This window comes from Erwinia aphidicola (assembly GCF_024169515.1).
Taxonomy (GTDB): Bacteria; Pseudomonadota; Gammaproteobacteria; order Enterobacterales; family Enterobacteriaceae; genus Erwinia; species Erwinia aphidicola.
In genome coordinates this window covers 2,185,490-2,210,711 of sequence record NZ_JAMKCQ010000001.1, presented here as the reverse complement: position 1 = coordinate 2,210,711, position 25,222 = coordinate 2,185,490, and the positions used below count along the sequence as shown (strand labels likewise).

Here is a 25,222-nt window from a genome sequence, read left to right as displayed (position 1 = left end):
GATGCAGCTATGAACAAGAATTTATACCGACTGATTTTTAACAAAGCGCGCGGCATGCTGATGGCCGTCCCGGAGATCGCCCGTTCAGGCCGTGCAGGCTCGTCGCCCTCTTCCGGCACCGGCCACACCCTCAGCCAGCCGATCGGCAAAGTTAAGGGTCTCTCTTTCGCCCTGCTGCTGGCCCTTGGGGCGGTGCAGCCGGTGCAGGCGGCGATCGTCGCCGATGGCCGCGCGCCCGATAACCAGCAGCCGACCATTATCGGCAGCGCTAACGGTACGCCGCAGGTCAATATTCAGACCCCGAGCGCGGGCGGCGTGTCGCGCAACGTTTACAGCCAGTTCGACGTCAACAACAAAGGCGTGGTGCTGAACAACAGCCGTGCCAGCACCCAGACGCAGCTGGCCGGGATGGTCACCGGCAATCCCTGGCTGGCAAAGGGTGAAGCCAAAATCATCCTCAACGAAGTCAACTCGCGCAACCCCAGCCAGCTTAACGGCTTTATCGAAGTCGCCGGGCAAAAGGCCCAGGTGGTGATCGCTAACCCGGCGGGCATTACCTGCAGCGGCTGCGGCTTTATCAACGCCAACCGCGCCACCCTGACCACCGGCCAGGTGAAAATGAATAACGGCCAGCTGAGCGGTTATGACGTCGATCGCGGCGAAATCATCATTCAGGGCAACGGCATGGACAGCAGCCTGCAGGACCATACCGATCTCATCGCCCGCTCGGTAAAAATCAACGCCGGGCTGTGGGCCAAAGACCTCGCCGTCACCACCGGGCGCAACAGCGTCGATGCCGCCAATCAGAATGCGACGCGCAAAGCGGACGACGGCAGCGCGCACCCGCAGGTGGCGATCGACGTGGCAGCGCTGGGCGGCATGTATGCCAATAAGATCCGCCTGCTCGGCACCGAGGCCGGGGTCGGCGTGCATAACGCCGGGGCTATCGGTGCCAGCGCCGGGGATGTGGTGGTCAATGCCGACGGCACAATAAGCAACAGCGGTGCCATCAGCGCCACCCAGGCGGTGCAGCTGACGACCCAAGCCGGCCTGAACAACAGCGGCACGGTCTATGCCGGGCGCGACACCACGCTGAGCGCCGCTGCCGCCGTCAGCAACAGCGGCATTATCGCGGCGCAGCAGCACACCACAATTAGCGCCGCCAGCATCCACAGCAGCGCCAAAGGCACCCTGGCGGCGGGGATGCGCCGCGACGGTTCCCTCGGCACGCAGGGCGGCAACCTGACGCTCAACAGTCAGGGGATATTGAGCGCCAACGGTCAGAATGCGGCAGCAGGCCAGCTCACGGCATCGGGCAGCGCTATCGATCTCAGCGGCAGCCAGACCTCCGCCGACGGCATCACTCTGAATGCCGGCAAGGGCGATATCAGCAGCGCCGGGGCCAATGTTTCCGCCAGCCATCAGCTCAGCGCCCGCACCGCAGGCCGCCTGAACAACGACGGCGGCAAAATCAGCGCGGATAAGCTCGACCTGACCGCCAACCGCCTGTCGAATCAGAAGGGCAACCTGCAACAGCGGGGGCTGCAGGATCTGACGCTGTCGCTTGCGGGCGGCATCGACAACCGCGGCGGCATACTCGGCAGCAACAGCAACACGCTGACGCTGAATACCGCCACCTTCGATAACCAGCAGGGCCAGCTGCTGGCGCGCGGCAAACTCACCGCTACCAGCAGCGCGCTGAACAACGCTGGCGGCACCGTCCAGTCCGGCCAGAGCCTGCTGTGGAACACGCAGGGCAACGCCTTTGATAACCAGCGCGGCACCTTCAGCGCGCTCGGTTCACTGACGCTGAACGCAGGCGATATCAACAACCAGCAGGGGCTGCTGGCCGCCGGGGAGTCACTGTCGGTATTCAGCGCCGGGCTGGACAACAGCAACGCCGGGAATATCAGCAGCAAGGGCGCGCTCGCCGTCACCTCCGCCGACCTCAATAACCGCGCGGGGCAGATCCAGGCGCTGGGCGATATCACCCTGACGGCGGCCAGCGCCAGCATCGACAACACTGGCGGGCTGATCCAGGGTGCGCAGGCGGTGACGCTGAGCGCGGCGGACATCGTAAACAGCCAGACCCGGCGCGACGGCGCGGGCATCCAGGGGAGCAGCCTGTCCCTGCGCGCGCAGAATCTCGATAACCGCGACGGCGCCCTGCTGGCCGATAACGACCTGTCGCTGTTCCTGAGCGGCACGCTGGACAACGGTAGCGGTCTGGTCAGCGCGCAGGGCAACCTGCAGGCGCAGGCGCAGCAGATCGCCAACCGCAGCGGCAATCTCGAAGCGGGTAACACCCTCAGCCTGCGCGCCGACGGCCTGAGCGGGGACGGCACCCTGCTGTCGCTGGGGGATATGACCCTCGACCTGACGCAGGATTTCAACAATAGCGGCAGGGTGCAGGCCAGCCGCGACCTGAACCTGACCACCCAGGGTGACCTGAACAACCAGGCGCTGATGCAGGCGGGCAATCTGCTGGCGGTGACCGCCAGCAATATGCAGAACGGCGCGGATGCGGAGCTTAGCGCCAACACAACCCAGCTGACGGCCACGCAGACGTTGAATAACAGCGGTCTGATCGACGGCTTCAACACCCGCATTCTGGCCGCGGTGCTCAACAATCTCGGCAGCGGCCGCATCTACGGTGATGCGCTGGCGATAGCCGCCACCACGCTGAACAACCTGGCGCAGAACGGCAAGGCGGCAACCCTTGCCGCCCGCCAGCGGCTGGATCTCGCCGTGGAGACGCTGAACAACCGCGACCACGCGCTGATCTACAGCGATGGCGATATGGCGCTTGGCCGCACGCTCGACGCCGACTGGCGCGCCAGCGGCCAGGCCAGCGTGCTGAACAACCACAGCGCCACCATTGAGTCCGGCGGCAATATGGCGCTCAACGTGGCGCAGCTCAACAACGTCAACGACCACTTTGCGCTGGAGAACGTGCTGGTGTCGCAGGAGCACATTTCCGAGTACGAGGTGGCGCACCTGAACAACGGCGTACGCTACAACGACAAGGATTACACCATCTACATCTATCAGGATGAGGTGAACATCCTGTGCATCGAGGGGGTGATCTGCCACACCACCGACGGCGACCGCTTTACCCACTACGACTACGTGCGCACCATCACCGAGGACCGGGTTAAAGAGAGCGACCCCGGCAAGATTATCGCCGGGGGAAGCCTCAGCGTCAGCGCCGACCGCGTGCTCAACGACAAGAGCCAGATTGTGGCGGGCGGCGACCTCAACCTGCAGGGCAGCACGCTGGATAACGTTGAGGTGGCGGCCAACCGCCAGATCAGCGACGCGGGCACCGCCACCTTCTACTCGCGCCATCAGCAGAAGCACGGCGACTCCTCCAACGTTGACGTCACCGGCTACACCCCGCCGACCGTGATCCAGGGCATCGCCCTCAACGCCAGCACCCTGCAGGACCACGCCCGGGGCGAAGGCAGCGGCCTGACAATTGGCGGGCGCGACGCCGCCGCCATCACCCCGGCCACCGTCCCGGCGGGCAAAACCTTCGAGGTAACTATCGGCTCCGGCGACGTAGTGCGCCTGGTCGGCCCGGACATCCGCGTGCCCGACAACAGCCTGTACCGGGTGCAGCCGGCCAGCACCAGCCCGTACCTGATCGAGACCGACCCGCGCTTCACCAACAAAAAGCAGTGGCTCAGCTCCGACTACATGATGAACGCCTTCACCACCGCCCCGAACAACGTGCTGAAGCGCCTGGGCGACGGCTACTACGAGCAGCGCCTGATCCGCGAGCAGGTCATCGCCCTCGCCGGCAGCCGCTACCTCGGCAACTGGCAGAGCGACGAGGAGCAGTACAAGGGGCTGATGGACGCCGGGGTAGCCTTCGGCAAACAGTACCAGCTCACCCCGGGCGTGGCGCTGACGGCGCAGCAGATGGCGCTGCTGACCGGCGATATCGTCTGGATGGTGGCGCAGACGGTCACCCTGCCCGACGGCAGCAGCCAGCGGGTGCTGGTGCCGCAGGTCTACGCCACGCTCAAGCCGGGCGACCTCGACGGCAGCGGCGCGCTGCTGGCCGGGAACAGCGTCGGCCTGAACCTGAGCGGCGACCTCAACAACGGCGGGCGCATCAGCGCGCAGCAGCGCACGCAGCTGCTGGCGCAGAACATCAACAACAACGGCGGCCTGATCCGGGGTGGCGACGTCGCGCTGCAGGCGCGCACCGACATCAACAACACTGGCGGCACCGTAACGGGCCAGCACAGCCTGCTGGCGCTGGCCGGGCGCGACATCAGCGCCACCACCACCACCCGCAGCGCGGAAAGTGCCGACGGCAACTTTGCCCGCAGCACCGTCGACCGCGTGGCGGGCCTCTACGTGCAGCAGCCGGACGGCAGGCTGGCGCTGCAGGCCGGGCGCGACGTCAGCCTGAGCGCGGCGCAGGTGGTGAACAGCGGCGAGAACGGCAGCACCGCTATCCGCGCCGGGCGCGACCTGAACCTCACCACCGTCGACACCGGCAGCAAAGACAACCTCAGCTGGGGCGACAACTGGCAGCACCACGGCAGCAGCCGGCAGGTCGGCAGCACGGTGACCGGCAAGGGCAGCGTGGCGCTCGCCGCCGGGCATGACGTGAACCTGACCGCCGGCACCATCAACGCCGGGCAGCAGCTCGGCGTGGCGGCGGGCAACGACATCCGCGTACAGCACGGCACCGACGGCACCACGCTCGACCAGCACTACAAGGCCACCGGCAGCAGCGGCATGCTGGCAAAAACCCGCACCGAGTCGCGCGACACCGTCAGCCAGCAGAGCGTGAACGGCAGCCAGCTCGGCGGCGATAGCGTGCTGATGCGGGCCGGGCGCGACCTGACCGTCACCGGCAGCAGCGTGGCGGGCAGCCACGACGTGGCGCTGAGCGCGGGCAACAGCCTGACGGTGAACGCCGCCACGGAGCAGCGCGACGAGTCGCATATGCTGCAGGAGAAGAAGAGCGGCCTGTCCGGCACCGGCGGCGTCGGCGTGACGGCCGGCTCCTCCAGCACCAGAACCACCGACGTGGCGCGCAGCCTGAGCAGCCTCGGCAGCACCGTGGGCAGCACCGGCGGCAGCGTGACCCTGAGCGCGGGCAATAGCCTGACGGTGAAGGGGGCCGACGTGCTGGCGGCGAAGGACATCGCCCTGAAGGGGAAAGAGGTGAATATCCTCGCCGCCGGGAACCAGAGCAGCCAGCGGCACGTGGTCGAGCAGAAGCAGAGCGGCCTGACCCTGGCGCTCTCCGGCACCGCGGGCAGCGCCATAAACTCGGCGGTATCAACGGCGAACGACGCCAGTAAAGAGAGCAGCGGCCGCCTCGCCGCCCTGCAGGGCATGAAGGCCGCGCTGACCGGGGTGCAGGCGGCACAGGCCGCCAGCCTGGCAGAAGCGGGCGGCGCGCCGGGCAGCATGGCGGGCGTTAACCTCTCTTACGGCAGCCAGTCTTCCCGCTCCGAACAGACCTCGACGCAGACGCAGAGCCAGGGCAGCAGCCTGACCGCGGGCAACAGCCTGACGGTGAACGCCACCGGCACCGACCTCAACGTGCAGGGCAGCCGGCTGCAGGCCGGAAAGGATATCAGCCTCGGCGCGGCGCGCGACGTTAACCTGACCTCGGCGCAGAACACCCAGCGCCTGGACGGCAGGAACGAGAGCCACGGCGGCTCGGTCGGCGTCGGCATCAGCTTCGGCCAGGGGTCGAACGGCCCGTCGCTCAACGCCAGCGTCAACAGGGGGCGCGGCAGCGAGACCGGCAACGGCACCACCCACAGCGAGACCACCGTCAACGCGGGCAGCAACCTCAGCATCACCAGCGGGCGCGACGCCACCCTGACCGGGGCGCAGGCCAGCGGCGAGGCGGTGAAGATAAACGTCGGCCGCGACCTGACCCTGACCAGCCAGCAGGACGAAGACTACTACGACTCGAAGCAGCAGAGCGCCAGCGCGGGCGGCAGCGTCAGCTCCGGCGGCGGCAGCGCCTCGGCGAACCTGAGCCGGGATAAAATGCACAGCAGCTGGCGGTCGGTGGAGGAGCAGACCGGCATCTTTGCCGGTAAGGGCGGCTTTGACGTCACGGTCGGCGGGCACACCCAGCTGAACGGCGCGGTGATGGGCTCCACGGCGGACGCGGCGAAAAACAAACTGGATACCGGCACCCTCGGCTTCAGCGATATCCGCAACCAGGCCGACTACCAGGTGGAGCACCAGAGCGTCGGCGTCAGCAGCGGCGGCAGCATCGGCGGCCAGTTCGCCGGCAATATGGCCAACGGCCTGCTGACCGGCGTTAACGGCAGGGGCAGCGACAGCTCAACCACGAAATCGGCGGTCAGCGACGGCACGATTATCGTGCGTGACCAGGCGAACCAGAAGCAGGACGTGGTTGACCTGAGCCGCGACGTGGAGCACGCCAACCAGACGCTCTCCCCCATCTTCGACAAGGAGAAGGAGCAGAACCGCCTGAAGGAGGCGCAGCTGATTGGCGAGATAGGCAGCCAGGCGGCGGATATTGCGAGGACGCAGGGCGACCTCAACGGGCTGGCGGCGGCAAAAAAAGCGCTTGGCCCGCTGAAGGAGAATGCGACCGACAAAGAAAAGGCCGAATATCTGGTAGCGCTGCGCAGCTCGGACGTTTATAAGGCCGAGATGCAGAAGTACGGCACGGGCAGCGCGCTCCAGCAGGGTATCCAGGCCGCCACGGCTGCGGTGCAGGGCCTGGCGGGCGGCGACCTGGCGAAGGCCATTGCGGGCGGCTCCACGCCTTACATCGCCGAGGTTATCAAGCAGACCGCGCCGGACGAGGCCAGCCGCGTAATGGCTCATGCGGTGGTGGCTGGCGTTATCGCACAGCTGCAGGGGAACTCAGCCGCGGCGGGTGCTGCGGGTGCGCTGACGACTGCGGCGATGGGTGAAACCATCAAAAAAGCAATGTATGGTGATGTGCCCGTCAGCCAGCTGAGCGAGGAGCAGAAACAGACGCTGGTCGCACTGGGAACGCTGGCAGCAGGCCTTGCTGGCGGCGTTGCCGGAGGCGATACGGCAGGAGCCGTTGCAGGCGCACAGGCGGGCCAGAACGAACTCAGCAACAATATGGTCGGCGCGGGAATGCTGTCACAGATGCTGGCACAGCAGACGCTGAACTCGGCGGCGATGGCCGAAGCAGGAAAAGGCAACGCGAACGACCAGGCGGCGCTGGCGCTGACGAAAGCGGTAAAAGCAGGGCTGAGCGCGGGCTGCCTGGCAAATGACGCCTGCGTGCTGATGGCAATAGTTTCAGCGCAAAGCCAGCAGCATTCGGACGGTTCTGGCAGTAAAACCGAAACCCTGCCGGTGAAGGATGACCTGACGGGCGGTAAGCTGGAAAATCCGGGCCATCAGGGTGAAAAGGATACTTCGCTCACCACGCCAGATCAGCGCGATCAGAACGGAGCTACGCATACAGGTAACAACGATGGAGCACCAGATACGGGCGGCAATACTACGGTTACGCCGATCCCTGATGGGCCGGGTAAGGATGATCTGGCTTATCAGTCTGAAGGTGACAAACCTGCTAATTTATCACCAGAAGGAGCAGGAAGAGCTGGAGCATTCAATGAAGCCAAGAGGCAGTCAGGTATACCTGTTAGCCAGAGCCCAACTCAAGTCTTGCCTAACACAGATAAACGTGGAAACCCACAGCCAGGTTTAATTTATGAGTTTGAAGTATCTAAACCGGGCGGCGGAACCCAGAAAATTTATATACGAGATGATGCTGGAGGACACTTTTTTGGAGTTGATGACCCTCAAAATCGTGGATCACATTTTAACGATCAAACAGGCAATCACTATGACTACTAAGATCGTAACAAGATACGCTGAAAATATAAATAAAAACAATGAGATAGCTAAATTTGAAAAATATTTCATTGAAGGGGAAAATATTTCTGCATTAAGCTGGGAAATGCCTAATGAGCCTCGCAAAAAAATGGGCGAAGCTTTAGTGAAAATGATGGCAGAAAAAATTTCACTTACTGAAGAAAAGCAAATAAATGTAATATTGGAATTAACACCAGAGCAACCTGATAATGCAATTGTAAAACACAAAAAGACATGGGGTTTGATTGAGAGTCGGGGGATAGATGTAAGTAAAATAAATAATAAAAAATCTTACATCACCCCTGGAAAGAAGGGATTAGTGTTAACTGGCACAGGGAAAATCCCTATCAGCACAGTAGGAGTTATTCAGGGAATCATTAACTCCCAGGATAAATTATATTTTACCAACATCGAAGCTGATAACATTTCCCAGCAAGACGGAAGTTTTGGGAAAATATCTGACTGGATGAAAAAAGTCTGGGAAAATAACGGGATTATTTTTATTTTGCTAGGAAGCTTCGATGAAATTCATTCAGAGATAGTAGCTCTGGGACACAAAGAAAACCTACTTTTTTTAAATGATTTTTATTTTGATTGAATAAGTCTCAATAAATATTGGGTCTCCGAAATGTTGACTAATCGTCGAAAAAAAACTAAGGAAATTTGCGGCGCGCTTTCCCATCTTCGACAAGGAGAAGGAGCAGCACCGCCTGAAGGAGGCGCAGCTTATCGGCGATATCGGCAGCCAGGCGGCGGACATCGCTAGGACGCAGGGGCATTTACGTTGAAGAGATAATTAAGTAATGAAAAACGTTTTAACATTCATACTTGCCATATTTCTTTCAGGCTGTATGGCGAATATTGACAGAACACGCACCAACGCTCTTGACGGTTATACAGAAACCACGATAAAGGAAAAGTTAACTGCTGGCAGCACCACAAAAAAGGATATTTTACTACTTCTGGGCGTACCGGCTTTTCCTGTAGAATACAACAAGATGAACACCTGGATTTACAAATCCACCCGAACAGATCGCCGCATCTATTTTTTCATCCCGTTTAATAATGATAAAGATCAGATTCTGTCGTTGAATTTAAACAGCGCAGGAGTATTAAACAGCTACAACTACATTGATAGCGCCACAAAATAGCGGCACTCTTTATGCCCACCAATTGTATTTAACTAAAACATTAGACAATTTGAATAGGAGATCCAAAAAAATGGAATGTATCAAGTGCGACCAGCCCGCGATTAGTGAATCTGATTACTGCGCAGCCTGTGAGAAAAAAGAGCTCAGTAAAATTGGCGGCTGGCTGTGGTTCCCATTAACCGCACTGATTTTGAACGGCTGCCTCTATACAGCTAGTTTTGTAAACAATTTGAATATATTGATGTTTAACTACAAAAATATAAGCAACACGTTAAAATCACTATTAATTTACGAAACAGCTATGATGCTAGCTCTGGTGACTGGTAGCATCTATCTCGGAAGCTTATTTTTCAGAAAAAAGCGCACTCTCCCCCTGTACTATATCACTCTACTTATCACAGCCATCGCGGTTGACCTTTCAGATCTTTGGCTAGCGGATCATTTTTTACAGATTGAGGTTAACGCTGCTGATATAAAACGAATCGCACAGAAGGTTATTCATGCTGCGGTCTGGATCCCCTATTTCCTGATATCAGTTAGGGTGAAGAGAACATTTATACGCTAATGGTCACTCAGGAATAACTAAGGTAAGCTTTCGTGGAAAATAAGATTGGTTTTACCAGGAAGTGGAAATATCCACTGACTGCAAAGAAAAAAACAAGATATATATAGGCAATTATGGGAATAAGTGAAGAGGATGGGATACTTTATGGGTTCTCAATAAAGCTTTATGATAAAGAAAATCTTTTGTCTTTTGATAAAAATGAAGTCATCCCGACGGGTAAACAGCTCACACAAGACGATTTTCATTAACCTTTAGGCAAAACAAATCCCGGCCGCGATGTCGGGATTTTTATCTATACCCCAGCCTGTTTCCGCTCTGTATCTGCCGCCCGCTGACCACCTCGACCAACTCTGTTACCTGCTGCTGCTTACGGGCCGACAGCTTACAGACCTTCTTCAGCGTATACATAATCTCCGGTTACGGCGTGAACGGTTGTACCATCAGTATCAGGCAGCCCGGCATCGGCTCCTAACAGAAATGGTTTAACTGATGCTGGGCGTGCTTTACAGAAACATGGTGGCAGAGAAGGTTCGGTATATTCATATACCAGCCAGAAAGCTGCTGTATTGAATCAAGAGGCTCAATCAATCGTGAATGAGATCTTGAGTAATCCTAATGCGAAAGTTCAAAGTAGAGTTGTTTTGAGAATAAACAGAAGGTTACAGTAGTTGAAGCCACTGCACCTGACGGCCGTGCATTGAGATTTAATGCCGATGGTTCACGATTGATTGGTTTCAGTGAACCATCTAAATAATATGGAGTTAATATCATGCTGGAATATAGCGCAGGAAGTTCTACGGATAGAGATGATCTTTATGTTGAGTTATCATTTAATCGTGTCAGTGGGGTGAAATCTGTCTATCTGAAGATAGACATTCTTTAAGCGTGCTTATTTATCCTAATGATGATGATATTTTTGAATTTAATTATGATGAGTTCATAAATCTTATCGACAAAGCAAAGAATCATCTTTTAAGTCTACAAGCTTTATCGTGAAAGTTATAAATCCCGCCTGCTCCAGCCACTCTCCGCGTAAAAACAGCCCATGATGCAGGGCGCTGCTATGAAACTCACAGCGGTGGGTCGGTTGCGGTACTTCAGTTGCCTGCGGTTCTGACTTACAATCGCGCTTAGCCATGATAACTACCTTGTATAGTTGCTGTGGTAAGCGGGCTGCTGGTGTTGACGCACCTTCAGTCCGCGTTTAATAACTCTTTATTACTCTATCTTTGTACCCATCTTTCGCTGTTAACTACTGTACAAATATACGCCTGCATCTCTGTAAAATCGCTGAAAACGCTGAAAACGCTGAAATTAACTGCGGCGCGCCTTTCATATTTTGATGAAAGTTTACTATTTTTTCGCGTGATTAATTTTTTGAAAAAACCACCACTTTCATACTAAGGATGTGCCGGTATCGGACGTGGCGCACGCCAGCCAGACACTCTTCCCCATCTTCGACAAGGAGAAGGAGCTTAACCGCCTGAAGGTGAGATGCGGCTTTCACTGAGTCGCCAACTGCCACCCGCAATCAACCTCCCTGCCGTTTTTATTTTCACCGCCTTATTGTTTTTGAATCGCTAATGATAATAATTGTCGTTATCTTTCACATTATCATAATGGCAACCATGAAAACGTTTACTTTTAAGCCGTGCCTTCTTGCCGTGCTTATCACCAGCATCTTCAGTTCTTCCGCTTTTGCCGCCAGCGCCGATGACACCCTCGTGGTCAGTGCCTCCGGTGACGGCTCCGCAGCCACCCTGCCGGCTTACACCAACAGCGCCACTAAGTCGGCAGTGCCGGAGAGTAAAACACCGCAGGTGATTAACAGCGTCAGCAGCAGGGAAATTAGCCAGCGCCATGCCAACTCGCTGAATGAGATCCTGCGCTATGCGCCTGGCGTGTCGACAGAAACCCGCGGCTCGACCAGCTATATGAGCGAGTACAAAATTCGCGGTTTCACCGTCGATAACACCTTCTACGACGGCTTGCAGCTGCCGTATAACGTCACCGGTAATACTAAAGCCAATATTGACCCGATCCTGATCGATCACGTGGATATCCTGAAAGGCCCGGCCTCTGTGCTGTACGGCAACGGATCGCCGGGCGGCCTGGTCAACATTCAGAGTAAAAAACCGCAGCGCGAGCAGCAAACCGAAGTGGGCTTTAATTCGGGTAGCCGCAACCTGCGTGAAGGCTATATCGACAGTACCGGTGCGATTGCCGACAGCGACTGGAGTTACCGCTTTATCGGCAAGGCCAGCGCGGGCGACGATCAGCCACATTCCACTCAATCAGAAAATTACCTGCTGGCCCCTTCCGTGACCTGGCAGCCATCGGATAAAACGCGTCTGACCCTTGATGCCCAGTACCAGGATATCCCAAGCCTGACGCCGTCTAATCCGCTGCCGATGGCTTATCTGCGTTCGGGGCACGCTTCCCGCCGTGATTACTCCGGTGATAACTGGAGCGGCTTTAAGCAGCGCCAGTGGTCCGTTGGCTACAGTTTTGAACATGAGTTTGACAGCGGCTGGGGCTTCGCGCAGAAAGCACGCTACTTCGATGTCGATACCCATCAGCGCAGCATCTACGCCACCGGTAGCATGACGCAGACGGCGGACAGCATTATCCTGCCGCGCTTTGCCTACACCACCGACGAAGACCTGCGCAGCTTTAATATCGATAATCAGCTCACCAAACAGGTAGATATCGGCGACGTTAAAAACCATCTGATGGTCGGTATCGATCACCAGCGCCTGGACTCGCACTTTAACTATCAGTACGCCTCGCAGAAATCACCGGATATCGATATGCTGCACCCGGATTACAACCTGGTGTCAGAGTCCGCTCTGGGGTTGTATACCGCGCAGAAAAATCGCCTGAGCTACAATCAGACCGGCTACTACTTCCAGGACCAAATCGAGTTTGACCAGCTAAGCCTGATCGCCGGACTGCGCTATGACGACTACCGTTCAACCAATACCAACTCTCTGAGCAACAACGATAAGAGCTGGGTTGAACAGCATCGTCTGACCAAACGCCTCGGCGCGCTTTACACCTTCGATAACGGTATCGCGCCGTTTATCAGCTACTCCGAAGGTTTCCTGCCCGTGTCGCCAACCGGCAATCTGACCAGCGCCAAACCCACTACCAGCCGCCAGCTGGAAGGCGGTGTGAAATACCTGCTGGCTGACTATGCCACCACCCTGACAGCCTCGGTGTTTACTATCCGCCAGAAAAACGTGCTGACTTCCGATCTCAGCTATCTGAACTATCGTCAAACCGGGGAAGTGGAGTCGAAGGGGGCCGAAGTGTCGCTGAACGCCCGCCCAACCGACAATATCACTATCATCGCCAACTACGCCTATACCCACGCGCTGAATACCAAAGATGATAAATACCAGGGCAAGCGCCCTACCCAGGTGGCCGAGAATGCATTTAACGTTTGGGGGGATTATACCTTCGACAGCAGCGTGCTGCGCGGTCTGACCGTCGGTGGCGGTGCGCGTTATACCGGTCCGATGGAGATTTCGCTGGCCAACGATCAGGGCAAACTGGGCGGCACCACGCTGTTTGATATGGCGCTGTCCTACAATATGGCGGCAGTGGACGCAACGCTGTCGGGCGTCACGCTGAAAGTCAGCGCGCAGAACCTGACCAACAAAGAGACCTTCACCTGCTACGACACCAATAACTGCTGGATCGGCCGCGACCGTACCTGGCAGGCGGGCGTCAGCTACAGCTTCTAATCACCGCTTAACGGGCGCTTCTGACGGGCGCCCTTCTATCTTCCCGGGTGCTGAGTCCCGCTCAGTGCCGGCATGACCTCTTTCATCAGCGCCAGAAACATGCGTAAACGCGCCGGGTAGTAGCGCGCATGCGGATAAACCAGATAAACCGGCAGCGCGGAAGCCTGCCACTCGGGGGCCAGATGCAGCAGCTCACCGCGCGCAATATCCTCTGCCACCACCCAGGACGAGGCAATGCCCACCCCCATCCCAGCCAGCGCCGCATTGCGCAGCGCGTACAGGCTGTCGGTCATCAGGCGTGGCTGAATATCAAAACGTTGCATCTCCCCGCTCTGCTCATGGCTGAGCGTCACGCTGTGGCGATAGAAAATACTCAGCGACAGCCACGGCAGGTCCTGCAGCTGCTGGGGATGGCGCGGCAGCGGCCGCTGTGCCAGCAGCGCCGGGGTGCCGATCACAATACGCGGCACTTCCGCCACCAGCAGGGCCACCACCGACGGATCGGTTACCGGGCCGACGTGCACCGCGCAGTCGATACCCTCGGCAATAAAGTCCGGGCGGCGGTCGCTCAGCATCCAGTCGACGGTCATTTTGGGGTAACGCTGCAGATAGGATTGCAGCGGAGCGATCATCTGGTCCTGACCAAAGGCGTGCGGAGCCAGCACGCGCAGCACGCCCTGCGGCTCCTCGGTGACGCCGCGCAGATCGTCCTCGATCCCCTGCCAGCTCTCCAGCAGCGTTTTGGCATGCGCATAGCAGCGTTCGCCGTCCTCGGTCAGCTTCATGACGTGCGTGGTGCGCTGCACCAGCTTCAGGCCGAGCAGCTTTTCCAGCGCCTGCAGGCGGCGGCTGATGGTCGGCTGGCTGGTTTCCAGACGCGCGGCCGCCGCAGACAGGCTGCCTGCTTCAACGATGCGCACGAAGGTCTGCATCAGTTCTATACGGTCCGTGCCAGCAAGAGAAGATTTGTTCATACGCTCATCGTATAACAGTTTTACTCGCCAGGCGACTACCCAGCGTCACCTGCGCAGCGGACAATAGCGGCATCCACTACTGACTAACAGGCTACACAACATGTCGACCCTCTCCGGCGCATCACTCACTCCTCCACCGCTCAGCGGCCGCACCGTGCTGATGTTAGCCAGCGGCGCGGGCTTTAGCGTGGCATCCATCTATTACAGCCAGCCGATGCTGGCGATTTTATCCGGCGATCTGCACGCCAGCGTCACCGCCAGCGGCCTGGTGCCGACGCTGACGCAGATGGGCTACGCGCTGGGTATCTTACTGCTGGCTCCGCTGGGCGACCGTCACGATCGCCGCACCATCATCACCATCAAGGGCGTGCTGCTGACGCTGGCGCTGCTGCTGAGCGCCGCCGCGGGCAACATCATGGTGCTGCTGGCTGCCAGCCTGGCCATTGGTATTACCGCGACCATGGCGCAGGATATTGTTCCGGCCTCGGCCAGCCTGTCACCGGAAGCGCAGCGCGGTAAAACCGTCGGCACGGTGATGACCGGGCTGCTGCTTGGCATTCTGCTGTCGCGCGTGGTGAGCGGGCTGGTCGCGCAGGTTTTTGGCTGGCGCGTGATGTTTATCCTCGCGGCGGCGCTGGTGCTGATGATGACGCTGATTTTATGGCGCCGCCTGCCGCATATCGCCCCGAGCACCAGTCTGAGCTACCCGGCGCTGCTGGCCTCAATGCGCCATCTCTGGCGCCAGCATGGCGAACTGCGCCGCGCCGCGCTGGCGCAGGGGCTGCTGTCGGTTGGATTCAGCGCTTTCTGGTCGACGCTGGCGGTTATGCTGCATAACCACTACGGGCTTGGCAGCGCCACGGCGGGAGCATTTGGCCTCGCCGGCGCTGCCGGTGCGCTGGCGGCTCCGCTGGCGGGCGCCATGGCAGACCGCCGCGGCCCGGCGCTGGTGACGCAGTTCAGCACCGCGCTGGCGACCGTCTCCTTCGCGGCGCTGTTCTTACTGCCGCTGCTGCCGGTACCTGCCCAGCTGGCGCTGATTGTCATCTCCGCCATCGGCTTTGATTTCGGCGTGCAGGCTACGCTGGTATCGCACCAGACGCTGATTTTCGGCCTGGAACCGGCCGCCCGCAGCCGTCTCAATGCGCTGATGTTCACCGGGGTGTTTATTGGCATGGCAATAGGTTCAGCGCTCGGCAGCCTGATGCTGGAAAAAGCGGGCTGGCCTGGCGTGGTGGCGCTGCTGACGCTGGCAGGCGCGGGCAGCTTTATTGTCAGGATGCAGGGACGCGCCGCGCGTTGCCCCACTGCACCATCAGCACCACGCTGAAAATCAGCAGCGCACCCACCCGCTGGCTGGCGTTCAGCGTCTGGTCGAGCAGCGCATAGCCGATGATCAGCGCCACCAGCGGGCTGAGCAACCCCAGCAGCGACATCACCACCGGGGGGTTTGCTTCGGCGCCGGCAAACCACAGCCAGTAGGCGCACAGCGAACCGGGGATCGCCACCCAGGCATAGCCAAGCAGATTGGTCAGGGTCAGCGCTGACGGCAAGGACTCCGTCAGCAGCTGGGCGGGCAGCACCACCAGTCCACCGGCCAGCAGCTGCCAGCCGGTAAACGTCATCATGCTCATCCGTGGGGGCCTGCCCCACTTTTTCGTTAAGACCAGCCCGCTGCCCATGCTCAGGGTGGCGAGAAACGCCGCCAGCAGCCCGACGGGATCGAGCCGTCCTGAAGGCAGCGCAATCAGCAGAAAAACGCCCACCGCCCCCAGCCCGGCCGCCAGCAGCTGGCTTCTGCTGGCGCGCTGCGCAAGCAGCAGGCTGGAGAGCGCGATCACCGCCAGCGGTTGCAGCGCCCCAATCAGCGCCACCACCCCACCCGGTACGCGATAGGCTGCAGAAAACAGCAGGATAAAGAACAGGCCGATATTCAGCGCACCCAGCACCAGCAGCCGCAGCAGCCAGCGCCACTCCGGCAGGCGTGCCCCACAAATCAGGATCAGCCCGGCGGGCAGCGCGCGGATCAGTGCCGCCAGCAGCGGCTTATCATCCGGTAAAAACTGGGTAGTGACATAGTAGGTGGAGCCCCACACGCAGGGGGCGAGAAACGCCAGGTGTCGTAACGCTATCATTTTGCACTCCGCGCATTATCCGGCGACAGGCCGAATTTATTACGAGATCGTAAAGTACGACAGCGTTATAAATCAGTCAAAGTATTTCGAAAGTGAAATATCCGCGGATGATATTTTTGCCCAAATTATGCTACTTTGGCGCAAGCATGCGAGTGACAGTAAAAAAATAAGAAGGAATATCAGAAAGATGAGTTCACAGATGCCTATCGACACCATCATTGCGCAGTGGCAGCAGGAGCGCCCGGACCTCGATGTCGCGCCCATGCGGGTGATTGGTCAGCTCGGCCGCACCCGCTATTTCGCCGGGCTGAAAATCCAGCAGCTGTTCAGCCAGTACGGGCTCTCCAGCAGCGAATTCGATATTCTCGCTACCCTGCGCCGCAGCGGCGCGCCCTACGCACTGAACCCGTCGCAGATTGTCAGCGCCCTGATGATCAACAACAGCACGCTAACCAGCCGCCTCGATCGCCTGGAGAAGCACGGCCACCTTATCCGCGTGCCGATTGTTGGCGACCGCCGTTCGGTGCACGTGCAGTTGACCGACAGCGGTTTTCAGCTGATTGATGAGCTGGTGGGCAAGCATGTGGCAAATGAGAGAGCGATGCTGACCGCCCTGAGTGATGATGAGCAGCAGCAGCTGGTGGCGCTGCTGGCGAAGCTGGAACAGCACCTCGCCAGCGAGTAAGAGATCTACGACAGCTGCAGGCTACCGTAGGCCGCAGACCAGTCCTGATCGAAGCGCTGCAGCGCGCTGTCGACCGCCGGATCGAGCAGGAACAGCTCGGCCACGTCGGGATCGACGGTGATCGCCTGGCAGCCCGCCAGCATACAGTCGAGCACCTGGCGCGGCGTGCGGAAGCTGGCCGCCAGCACTTTACTGTGCGGGCAGTGCAGCCCGAGCAGGGTTTGCAGCTCCTTCACCAGCGCAATACCGTCTCCGCCCTGCGCATCGATGCGGTTCACATAGGGCGCGATATAGCTCGCCCCGGCCAGCGCCGCGTAAAACCCCTGTCCGGCACCGTATACAGCCGTGCCCAGGGTCGGGATATTCTGCTGCGTCAGCGCTTTAATCGCCGTCAGCCCCTGATGCGTCACCGGCACTTTCACCACCAGTCCCGGCACCGCTTCGCGCAGCTGCAGCGCCTCATCCACCATCGCCGCGGCATCGTGGGCGATCACCTGAGCAAACAGCGTACTGTCAGCAGGCAGGATTGAGACCAGCTCCTGCAGCACGCTGCTGAGCAGACGCCTGCTGCGTGCCACAATGCTGGGATTGGTGGTGACCCCTTTGATCGGCAGGATCGCCGCCAGGCGTTTCACCACGCCGACGTCAGCGGTATCTAAATAAAATTCCATCACACCCTCCGGGAAGCCAGTTTACCTTTCAAATGAAAGCTATTTTGTTTCACAGCAAGATAAATGAAATCCTGGTGGCTAAATTTGATCGCCATCACGCTTCCACATGCACAAATTAAATGCGCGAATGGCGATGTATCTCTATGGAAATTAACTGATTAATGGTGTTACATCCACTGCCGCCTGCAATAAGTGAAAGCGCGCTTTCATCTGCGGCAGGATTGAGTCACTCAGGCTACGTTTTATGAAAGCGTCAGGCTTTCATCACCGTCACGCCCTGCTGCGTCAGCGCCGTTTCGACGTTCAGCAGCAGGCCCGCATCGGTAATCACCGTGTCGATATCGCTGTGCTTCGCCACGTTATAGGGGAACAGCTTGCCGAATTTCGCCGACTCGGCGATGACAAAGTTCTGCACGCCTTTCTCAATTGCCAGGCGGATATTCTCTGCGCGCATAATATCGCGGCCGGTGAAGCCATAGTTCGGGTGGTAGCCATCAATGCCGATGAATACCTTGTTAAAATTGATGTTATTGATGCACAGATGCGTCAGCGGCCCGACGAGGCACTCGCTGCGTTTTTGCAGCACGCCACCGATCAGCACCACATCCTGATGGCAGTTTTTCAGTTCATTAGCCACATAAACGCAGGGCGTGACCACCATGACATCCAGCCCGGAGCGGCCAATCTCACGGGCGAAATGCGCATTGCTGCTGCCCGCTTCAATAAACAGCGTATCGCCCTCCTCCAGCAGCGTCAGCGCCCGTTTTGCCATCGCCTCTTTGGTGGTGAAGTTGCTGCTGACGCGTTCGCTGAGGTCGTTCAGCGACACCGCATAACCGTGGGCGCGGCTCAGATAGTGCAGACTCTCCAGCTCCGCGAGATCTTTACGGATCGTCACCCCGGAAACCCCGGACAGACGCGCCAGCTCGCTGATGCTGACTTTACCTTTCTCTTCTACCCGGTCGAGAATGCGCCGCTGTCTCTCTTTCATTTCTGCTCCATGACGTGACAGGATGTTTCAAAATAAAGCGTGATTTTCATATTATGAAAGCCGTTGCGGATTCACAATCTCTTTCCACGGCGCTGTTCGATGCCTCTTTTTTTACTCAGATATTTCTAACCTATCCTCTTGTGCTGCTGATGCCCTGTCAGGGGGAATAAAATCGCTACCGGCGTCGGATAACAGCCTGTTTTGCGGTTGAAAAGGGGAAGCCATCGGCAAAAACGACCTCTTTTTCACGGTATGTTTTTCCCCGATGATAGGCAGGGTTTATCTTCTGTTTATTTCAACCTGGGGCTGGCGTGATGATTAAAATGATTGCTGTGGATATGGACGGCACCTTTCTCGACGATAATAAGCGCTATAACAAAGCGCGATTTTTACAGCAGTATCAGCAGCTAAAGCAGCGGGGAATCAAGTTTGTGGTGGCCAGCGGCAACCAGTATTACCAGCTGATTAGCTTCTTCCCAGAAATCCGCGATGAGATCGCTTTTATCGCCGAAAATGGGGCGAATATCGTGGATAAGGGTAAAACGCTGTTTTGTGGTGCGCTCAGCGATGCGCATCTGCGGCGCGTGCTGGAAGTGCTGGCGGGCATTCCCTATATTCATGCCGTGGTGTGCGGACCGCGCAGCGCGTACATGCTTGATACCACCCCGCAACCGCTGCTGGCGCTGATGGCTAAGCATTATCATCGCCTTGAACTGCGCGAGAATTTTGCCGCGCTGGATGACACCATCTTTAAGTTCTCCCTGAATCTGAATGACGAGAAGATCCCCGAGCTGATGGCGCATATCGGGGATGCGCTGGAGGGTATCGTCACCCCGGTTTCCAGCGGCTTTGGCTTTGTCGACCTGATCATACCCGGCGTACATAAAGCCCACGGGCTGAAGCTGCTGCAGCGTCAGTGGCAGATTGCCGATGAGGAAGTGGTGGCGGTCGGCGACAGCGGCAATGATATCGAAATGGTGGCCCACGCCGGCTTTGGCTTTGCCATGGATAATGCCCAGCCCGGCGTGAAAAAGGTCGCGGGGTATCACACCGAGAGTAACAATCAGCAAGGCGCGCTCAATGTGATTGAGCGCGTGCTGACCGGGAGCCATCCGTTTAGCCATTAAAAGCGGGCTGACCGAAAAAGAAGGTCCGCCCCTACGAAGGCAGTTTGTTGCAGGGGCCGACCATTTTTCCGCTCGCCCCGTGGTGGGCGTGCCCCTTAACGGAACAAATTATCGATTGAGTCCTGCTGCAGCTGCTGGTACAGGCTGAACTCATCAATCACGGCCACGCCCAGCGCCCGTTCAAATTCCGCCTGGCTGGGGTTGCCGCTGCCCACTGAACTGGCATCGCTGCCCAGATTCGACTGGAAAATCCCTGCCGCACTCACCGGCAAAAAATCCTCGTAGATAATCGGCTCGGCCGTCACCGCGCCACGGGCAATCAGGCTCTCCAGATCTTCGCCCGGCTGCGCGCTGACCTGCTGATTACGCCGGTAGCGATACCACGCCAGCTGCTCGCGCCGTAAGGTTGCGGCATCATCCGGGAAGGCAGCGAACACCGCGCTGAGATGCTGCTGATGGCTGGCGTTATCGCTGTGTTTTTCCGCTGCGGCCTCGCGCAGCAGGCGGTCGTACAGCGCGCGTCCTTTACGGGTTAACGCCACGCCGCGCTGCTCAATCTCGCCAAAGCGCGCCGTATGCGTGCCGGCCGTGCGGTCGCTGAAATCAATCGCCTCGTTCAGGGCTTTAAAACTGGTCTGACGCAGCAGGATCGGGCAGCTGCGCGCTGGCGGTCCTTCTATGGTCTCCTTCGGCGTGATGCCATACTCCGGCATCAGCTGCTGCACGCGGTCAATATCCAGCGTGCGCGGCGTCAGATGGTTGATATGCGGCCCGCGGAAGCAGACCACGTCGGCGATCAGCCGGTGCTGCGCCAGCAGGGTGTTATAGGTGCTGAGATCGACCGAGGCCTGCTGGTGCCAGCGGAACGTTTCCAGCGCCTGGCGCACAAACTCATCGGCATCATCATCCCTCAGCCCGCCCTCCTGCTGCCACTGCGCCAGCAGCTCGCGCAGGCGCGGCGTAAAGATATCGCGCTGTTGCAGGATCTCACTGACCCGCTGGCGCAGCGCGTCATCGCTAATCAGCTCCAGGCGCAGCAGCGAGGTAAACACGCGAAATGGATTGATCTGCAGCGCGCGCTCTTCCACCGGGCGGAACGCGGTGGAGTGCACCGGCACGCCCGCCGCCGACAGGTCGTAATAGCCGACCGCCGACATGCCCATCACCGCAAACACCTGGCGCAGCGTCGCTAACTCCTGCGCGCTGCCGACGCGGATAGCGCCGTGACGCTCCACGCTTAGCCGCTCCACTTCCTGCTGCCACTGCGCCGCTGCCAGCTGCTCAGGGTGCTGCTGTAAAACCTGTTGATTCACCTCACGCACCAGCTGCAACAGCGTGCCATATTGAGGAACTTCCGTCTGGTACATCGCCGACATCGCTTTGGAAAAGCGGTCACGAATATGGTCCGCGCTGATAAACCGGTCGCTCATTACTGTTCTCCTGAAAAGTCCCACCCGCAGGATAGTCATGCCGCTGCGAGCTAAGTGATAGTTTCATCACAGAATTTGATCTCGTCGCGGGATGAGATAGCCAAATCACAAAAATGAAACGCTGTTTTACTTTTACTTGAGCTCTTCGGCGGGTCGCACTACACTCACCTGACATCACGACCCGCTTAATCAGGAGAGACCGGATGAAAATTGCATTGATGATGGAAAACAGCCAGGCCGCGAAGAACGCCATCGTGCTGAATGAACTGCAGCAGGTTGCCGCCCAGCAGGACTTTCCGGTGTATAACGTCGGCATGAGCGATGAGCAGGATCACCACCTGACCTACATCCACCTGGGGATTATGGCCAGCCTGCTACTGAATTCAAAAGCCGTGGATTTTGTCATCGCCGGGTGCGGCACCGGTCAGGGCGCGCTGGTCTCTCTCAATATTCACCCCGGCGTGGTGTGCGGCTACTGCATCGACCCGGCGGATGCCTATTTATTTGCCCAGATCAACAATGGCAATGCGCTGTCGCTGCCGTTCGCTAAAGGTTTTGGCTGGGGCGCGGAGCTGAACCTGCGCTTTATCTTTGAGAAGGCCTTCGCCGGTGCCAAAGGTCAGGGTTACCCACCGGAGCGCAAAGAGCCACAGGTGCGCAACGCCGGGATCCTCAACAAGGTGAAGGCCGCGGTGATCAAAGATAACTATCTCGATACGCTGCGCGCCATTGACCCGGAGCTGGTGAAAACGGCGATTTCCGGGGAACGCTTCCAGCACTGCTTCTTTGAACACTGTCAGGAGAGCAGCATCCGTGATTTTGTGCAGGAACGTCTGCGTTAGAGAGAGAAGCGGACCAGAACGGTCCGCTCATGGGTTGGCGAGGTTAGCGCCTGCGCAGGCGCAGCAGCGCGAAGAGGAGCAGCAGCACCAGCACCACGCCTCCGGCAATCAGCCAGTTCATGTAACGCACAATCAGCGGCGCTTGCCCGCCCTGACGCAGCTGGGCGACCTCATCGGCCGTTAACTCATCATTAATTCCGGCAAAGTGGCTGCGCACATAGCGGGTGACCGAGGCAATCTGCGCGTTGTTCAGCTCGGTAGCAAACGCTGGCATGCCCACGTCCGCATCGCGGCTTTTACGATGAATGCCGTCAACGATGGTCATCACCAGGTTGTTCGGCGTGGCGGCGGAGACCGCGCTGTTGTGGGTCAGCGACGGGTAGAAGTTATCCTTCGTGCCCTCGCCCGTCCGGCCATGGCAGCTGGAACAGGCGCCGCTGTACAGCACCGCACCGTCGGTGGTGGCGCTGTCCGCCAGCGAAGCCTGGTCGCCCTGCCCGCTAATCACCGCGTTGATATCGGTCGCAGCCGGTTTATCAGCGGTGACCGCCAGCGGGCTTTGCTGCGCGGGGACCTGTTTGATCCACGCGGCAATTGCCTGCAAATCGTTATCCGGCAGGTACTGGAAGCTGTGCTCCACCGCTTCGCCCATCGCACCCGCCGCCTGCGCTTTGCCCTCAAGGTGGCCGGTTTTCAGATAGGTGACAATATCCTGCTGGCTCCAGTCGCCAATCCCTGATTTATCCGGCGTAATATTGGGGGCGTACCAGCCACCCAGCGGGCTGCCCGCCAGATAGCGGCTGCTCTCTTCCGCCATCATTAGGTTGCGCGGGGTATGGCAGGTGCTGCAGTGGGCCAGCACGTCGACCAGATATTTACCGCGATTGAGCTGCGCGCTGAGATCGGCCTGCGGTTTAAAAGGCTTATCGTCGCGGTACAGCAGGTTCCAGCCCCACATGATCTGGCGAATATTGAACGGGAACGCCAGTTGAGTTTTCTCCGCCGGAGCCTGCTCGACCGGCTTCACGTCGTGCATCAGGTAGGCGTATAGCGCGCGGATATCCTCATCGGTCATCCCCTGATAGGCGGTGTACGGCATCGCCGGGTAGAGGTTACTGCCGTCGGCGGCCACCCCTTTGCGCAGCGCGTCGGCGAACTGCTGTTCCGTGTAGTTGCCGATGCCGAACTGCTTCGACGGGGTGATATTGCTGGCAATAATGCGCCCCATCGGCGAGTCGATGGCGTAGCCCCCGGCAAACGGCGCGCCGTTCTCAGCGGTCTGACGGTGGCAGGCGCCGCAGTCGGCGGCGACGGCCACGTACTTACCGCGGGCAATCAGCGCCGGGTCAGGCTGTGCATCAGCCGCCGCCGCGCTGAAAGCGCAGGTCAGCAGCAGAGTAGTCAGAAGCGTTTTCATCATCAGATCTCCCTCTCAATGATTTCCGCCATGCGGATACTCAGCGCCACGCCGGTCAGCGTGGGGTTGATGACGCCGGAAGCCGGAATAACGCCCGTCGTCGCAAGGAACAGATTGCTGTGATCCCAGCTGCGGCATTCGTGATTGACCACCGAATCTTTCGGGTCAGCGCCCATGATCACCGTGCCCATCAGGTGGTCGCGGTTCTGCCAGCCGGTGTTGTCCTCCACCACTTCTCCGCCCATCAGGCTGACGAAGCGGCGATAGTCGGCATCTACCACGTTTTTCGCCGCCTTGACGTAATCATCCACCTCGTAATGCACCGTCAGCATCGGGATGCCGAGGGCATCTTTGCGCGTGCTGCTCGGGCGCACGGTGTTGGTGGCGTGCGGCAGGATCTCAAATACCGTGGAGATATCCACCCAGCGCGCGGCCTGGTGACGGATCTGCTCGTCGAGCGCCTTACCGATGACCCCTTTGGCGATCAGCCGCTGCGCCACCGCCATATTCGGCACGTTGTTCGACATGGCGTGTTTGATGGCGGCGTGTTTTTTGCGGAAGTCGCCGTCGCGATAGTTGAAGATGCCGCCCTGCTGCACCGCTCCCCGGCCGGGCCACAGCGGCTCATCGGCAAGGAACTGCAGCCCCATGCCGGTGTGGTCCATCAGGTTACGCCCAACCTGATCGGAACTGTTGGCGACATCCGAGATCAGCAGCAGCTTGGGCGTTTCCAGCCCGTGTGCGGCAACGATAAAATATTTCGCCGTCAGGCGCGTATCGACGCCTTTTGAACTGCGTACGTGTACCGCCACAATCTTACCGTCGGCGCCTTTTTCCAGCTTCCACGCGGTGGAGTCGGTCAGCAGACGCGCCCCGGCATCTTCCGCGTGCTGCGCGTGCTTGTCGCCGCTGTACATCGAGCCAATCGGGCACACCGGCATGCAGTTGTTGTTGCCGCTGCACGCCGGGCGACCGTCATAAGGACGGGTGGCGCGGCCATTAGGCTCATGGATAAAGTGGTACCCGGCCGGGCTGAGGCGGCTTTTCAGGCGCTGGAAAATATAGGTTTCGCCTTCCGGCTCCATCGGGTACGGTTTTGAGCGCGGCGGAAAGGCGCTGCCGCCCTGGCCGCTCTGGTCGTCCGTATCGCTGCCGCACACGCCGAGCGCCTCTTCCGCCTTCTGGTAATACGGCTCCAGTTCGCTGTACTCCATCGGCCAGTCGCGACCGACGCCGTACAGAGTTTTCAGCTTCATATCATTCGGCAGATAGCGCCAGCAGGCTGCGGCCCAGTGCCAGGTCGTGCCGCCCACCAGCTTCAGCATGCCGGGGCGAAAGTCGAACGAACCGGTATTTTCAATATACTGTTCGTCGTAAGAGTGGTGCGCCCAGGGCTCGTTCGGATACGGCGAGTTATAGTTGCCTTTTTTCGGCGAATTACGGAAGTTTTCGACGATTTTCCAGCGCGGGATCTTCTCTCCGGCTTCCAGAATAATCACCGATTTGCCCATGCGGGCCAGCGTAGTGGCGGCATTACTGCCCAGCGCGCCGGAACCGACGACAATCACGTCGGCATCGTATTGTTGGCTCATCGTGGTGCTCACATT

18 protein-coding genes and 2 pseudogenes are annotated in these 25,222 nt (G+C 58.9%); 11 read left to right on the top strand and 9 right to left on the bottom strand.

Annotated elements, in window-relative coordinates; translation table 11 throughout:
• Positions 1 to 9: 9 nt before the first annotated feature.
• From J2Y91_RS10145 to J2Y91_RS10130, 5 genes and pseudogenes are all read left to right on the top strand, one after another.
• Positions 10 to 7,860, top strand: coding sequence for a two-partner secretion domain-containing protein (locus J2Y91_RS10145; RefSeq protein ID WP_133624920.1), 7,851 nt, complete (start codon positions 10 to 12; stop codon positions 7,858 to 7,860).
• Positions 7,850 to 8,476 (top strand): hypothetical protein, encoded by a 627-nt coding sequence (locus J2Y91_RS10140; protein WP_133624921.1) that lies wholly within the window; start codon positions 7,850 to 7,852, stop codon positions 8,474 to 8,476. The genes J2Y91_RS10145 and J2Y91_RS10140 overlap by 11 nt, the downstream gene beginning before the upstream one ends.
• A gap of 79 nt (positions 8,477 to 8,555) precedes the next feature.
• Positions 8,556 to 8,660: pseudogene (locus J2Y91_RS23090) on the top strand (hemolysin); the annotation flags it as partial.
• A 21-nt stretch (positions 8,661 to 8,681) separates the two neighbouring features.
• Positions 8,682 to 9,029 carry a hypothetical protein gene (locus tag J2Y91_RS10135; RefSeq protein ID WP_133624922.1) on the top strand — a complete coding sequence of 116 codons (348 nt, stop codon included), beginning with the start codon at positions 8,682 to 8,684 and terminating at the stop codon, positions 9,027 to 9,029.
• A 70-nt stretch (positions 9,030 to 9,099) separates the two neighbouring features.
• Complete coding sequence (locus J2Y91_RS10130; RefSeq protein ID WP_133624923.1) at positions 9,100 to 9,594, top strand: DUF2569 domain-containing protein; 495 nt, start codon at positions 9,100 to 9,102, stop codon at positions 9,592 to 9,594.
• Between the two features lie 288 nt (positions 9,595 to 9,882).
• Here the strand turns inward: J2Y91_RS10130 and J2Y91_RS23180 are convergent, their stop codons facing one another.
• Entirely contained in the window at positions 9,883 to 10,002 is a 120-nt protein-coding gene (locus J2Y91_RS23180; RefSeq protein ID WP_494773784.1) for a hypothetical protein, read from the bottom strand.
• Between the two features lie 110 nt (positions 10,003 to 10,112).
• Between J2Y91_RS23180 and J2Y91_RS23175 the strand changes: the two are divergent.
• Positions 10,113 to 10,262, top strand: a pseudogene (locus tag J2Y91_RS23175) (hypothetical protein); the annotation flags it as partial.
• A gap of 278 nt (positions 10,263 to 10,540) precedes the next feature.
• Here J2Y91_RS23175 and J2Y91_RS10125 read toward each other — a convergent pair.
• Complete coding sequence (locus tag J2Y91_RS10125) at positions 10,541 to 10,732, bottom strand: type I toxin-antitoxin system SymE family toxin (protein ID WP_166643201.1); 192 nt, start codon at positions 10,730 to 10,732, stop codon at positions 10,541 to 10,543.
• Between the two features lie 490 nt (positions 10,733 to 11,222).
• Between J2Y91_RS10125 and J2Y91_RS10120 the strand changes: the two genes are divergently transcribed.
• Positions 11,223 to 13,343, top strand: coding sequence for a TonB-dependent siderophore receptor (locus J2Y91_RS10120; protein ID WP_253538090.1), 2,121 nt, complete (start codon positions 11,223 to 11,225; stop codon positions 13,341 to 13,343).
• Between the two features lie 35 nt (positions 13,344 to 13,378).
• Here J2Y91_RS10120 and J2Y91_RS10115 read toward each other — a convergent pair whose 3' ends face one another.
• Positions 13,379 to 14,317, bottom strand: coding sequence for a LysR family transcriptional regulator (locus J2Y91_RS10115; RefSeq protein WP_133624925.1), 939 nt, complete (start codon positions 14,315 to 14,317; stop codon positions 13,379 to 13,381).
• Positions 14,318 to 14,417: 100 nt separating this feature from the next.
• Here J2Y91_RS10115 and J2Y91_RS10110 point away from each other — a divergent pair, with 100 nt between their 5' ends.
• Positions 14,418 to 15,647 (top strand): MFS transporter, encoded by a 1,230-nt coding sequence (locus tag J2Y91_RS10110; RefSeq protein WP_048917484.1) that lies wholly within the window; start codon positions 14,418 to 14,420, stop codon positions 15,645 to 15,647.
• On the opposite strand, the gene J2Y91_RS10105 is transcribed toward J2Y91_RS10110, so the two are convergent.
• On the bottom strand, positions 15,592 to 16,452 hold the full coding sequence (locus tag J2Y91_RS10105) for an EamA family transporter (RefSeq protein ID WP_253538086.1): 861 nt from the start codon (positions 16,450 to 16,452) through the stop codon (positions 15,592 to 15,594). The genes J2Y91_RS10110 and J2Y91_RS10105 overlap by 56 nt on opposite strands.
• A 187-nt stretch (positions 16,453 to 16,639) precedes the next feature.
• Between J2Y91_RS10105 and J2Y91_RS10100 the strand changes: the two genes are divergently transcribed.
• Positions 16,640 to 17,137 (top strand): MarR family winged helix-turn-helix transcriptional regulator, encoded by a 498-nt coding sequence (locus J2Y91_RS10100; protein ID WP_133624926.1) that lies wholly within the window; start codon positions 16,640 to 16,642, stop codon positions 17,135 to 17,137.
• A gap of 5 nt (positions 17,138 to 17,142) precedes the next feature.
• Here J2Y91_RS10100 and fsa read toward each other — a convergent pair whose 3' ends face one another.
• Both fsa and J2Y91_RS10090 read right to left on the bottom strand, forming a co-directional pair.
• A complete protein-coding gene (gene fsa, locus J2Y91_RS10095) occupies positions 17,143 to 17,808 on the bottom strand; it encodes a fructose-6-phosphate aldolase (protein ID WP_133624927.1) in 666 nt (221 codons plus the stop codon).
• Positions 17,809 to 18,061: 253 nt separating this feature from the next.
• Entirely contained in the window at positions 18,062 to 18,799 is a 738-nt protein-coding gene (locus J2Y91_RS10090) for a DeoR/GlpR family DNA-binding transcription regulator (RefSeq protein WP_133624928.1), read from the bottom strand.
• Between the two features lie 314 nt (positions 18,800 to 19,113).
• Between J2Y91_RS10090 and J2Y91_RS10085 the strand changes: the two genes are divergently transcribed.
• A complete protein-coding gene (locus J2Y91_RS10085; protein ID WP_133625139.1) occupies positions 19,114 to 19,926 on the top strand; it encodes a Cof-type HAD-IIB family hydrolase in 813 nt (270 codons plus the stop codon).
• Positions 19,927 to 20,021: 95 nt separating this feature from the next.
• On the opposite strand, the gene hglS is transcribed toward J2Y91_RS10085, so the two are convergent.
• Positions 20,022 to 21,356 carry a 2-oxoadipate dioxygenase/decarboxylase HglS gene (gene hglS / locus J2Y91_RS10080; protein ID WP_133624929.1) on the bottom strand — a complete coding sequence of 445 codons (1,335 nt, stop codon included), beginning with the start codon at positions 21,354 to 21,356 and terminating at the stop codon, positions 20,022 to 20,024.
• Between the two features lie 203 nt (positions 21,357 to 21,559).
• Between hglS and J2Y91_RS10075 the strand changes: the two genes are divergently transcribed.
• A complete protein-coding gene (locus J2Y91_RS10075; protein WP_133624930.1) occupies positions 21,560 to 22,198 on the top strand; it encodes an RpiB/LacA/LacB family sugar-phosphate isomerase in 639 nt (212 codons plus the stop codon).
• A gap of 43 nt (positions 22,199 to 22,241) precedes the next feature.
• On the opposite strand, the gene J2Y91_RS10070 is transcribed toward J2Y91_RS10075, so the two are convergent.
• Both J2Y91_RS10070 and J2Y91_RS10065 read right to left on the bottom strand, forming a co-directional pair.
• Positions 22,242 to 23,618 carry a cytochrome c gene (locus J2Y91_RS10070; protein ID WP_099754419.1) on the bottom strand — a complete coding sequence of 459 codons (1,377 nt, stop codon included), beginning with the start codon at positions 23,616 to 23,618 and terminating at the stop codon, positions 22,242 to 22,244.
• Positions 23,618 to 25,207, bottom strand: coding sequence for a GMC family oxidoreductase (locus J2Y91_RS10065; RefSeq protein ID WP_133624931.1), 1,590 nt, complete (start codon positions 25,205 to 25,207; stop codon positions 23,618 to 23,620). The genes J2Y91_RS10070 and J2Y91_RS10065 overlap by 1 nt, the downstream gene beginning before the upstream one ends.
• Positions 25,208 to 25,222 lie beyond the last annotated feature (15 nt).

Bases quoted from the DNA above. Each gene is read 5' to 3' on its own strand.
- J2Y91_RS10125 (WP_166643201.1), bottom strand. From the start codon at position 10,732: ATGGCTAAGCGCGATTGTAAGTCAGAACCGCAGGCAACTGAAGTACCG.
- J2Y91_RS10085 (WP_133625139.1), top strand. From the start codon at position 19,114: ATGATTAAAATGATTGCTGTGGATATGGACGGCACCTTTCTCGACGAT.
- J2Y91_RS23180 (WP_494773784.1), bottom strand. From the start codon at position 10,002: ATGTATACGCTGAAGAAGGTCTGTAAGCTGTCGGCCCGTAAGCAGCAG.
- J2Y91_RS10065 (WP_133624931.1), bottom strand. From the start codon at position 25,207: ATGAGCCAACAATACGATGCCGACGTGATTGTCGTCGGTTCCGGCGCG.
- J2Y91_RS10100 (WP_133624926.1), top strand. From the start codon at position 16,640: ATGAGTTCACAGATGCCTATCGACACCATCATTGCGCAGTGGCAGCAG.
- J2Y91_RS10135 (WP_133624922.1), top strand. From the start codon at position 8,682: ATGAAAAACGTTTTAACATTCATACTTGCCATATTTCTTTCAGGCTGT.
- J2Y91_RS10120 (WP_253538090.1), top strand. From the start codon at position 11,223: ATGAAAACGTTTACTTTTAAGCCGTGCCTTCTTGCCGTGCTTATCACC.
- J2Y91_RS10110 (WP_048917484.1), top strand. From the start codon at position 14,418: ATGTCGACCCTCTCCGGCGCATCACTCACTCCTCCACCGCTCAGCGGC.
- J2Y91_RS10105 (WP_253538086.1), bottom strand. From the start codon at position 16,452: ATGATAGCGTTACGACACCTGGCGTTTCTCGCCCCCTGCGTGTGGGGC.
- fsa (WP_133624927.1), bottom strand. From the start codon at position 17,808: ATGGAATTTTATTTAGATACCGCTGACGTCGGCGTGGTGAAACGCCTG.
- hglS (WP_133624929.1), bottom strand. From the start codon at position 21,356: ATGAGCGACCGGTTTATCAGCGCGGACCATATTCGTGACCGCTTTTCC.
- J2Y91_RS10130 (WP_133624923.1), top strand. From the start codon at position 9,100: ATGGAATGTATCAAGTGCGACCAGCCCGCGATTAGTGAATCTGATTAC.
- J2Y91_RS10075 (WP_133624930.1), top strand. From the start codon at position 21,560: ATGAAAATTGCATTGATGATGGAAAACAGCCAGGCCGCGAAGAACGCC.
- J2Y91_RS10145 (WP_133624920.1), top strand. From the start codon at position 10: ATGAACAAGAATTTATACCGACTGATTTTTAACAAAGCGCGCGGCATG.
- J2Y91_RS10070 (WP_099754419.1), bottom strand. From the start codon at position 23,618: ATGATGAAAACGCTTCTGACTACTCTGCTGCTGACCTGCGCTTTCAGC.
- J2Y91_RS10115 (WP_133624925.1), bottom strand. From the start codon at position 14,317: ATGAACAAATCTTCTCTTGCTGGCACGGACCGTATAGAACTGATGCAG.
- J2Y91_RS10090 (WP_133624928.1), bottom strand. From the start codon at position 18,799: ATGAAAGAGAGACAGCGGCGCATTCTCGACCGGGTAGAAGAGAAAGGT.
- J2Y91_RS10140 (WP_133624921.1), top strand. From the start codon at position 7,850: ATGACTACTAAGATCGTAACAAGATACGCTGAAAATATAAATAAAAAC.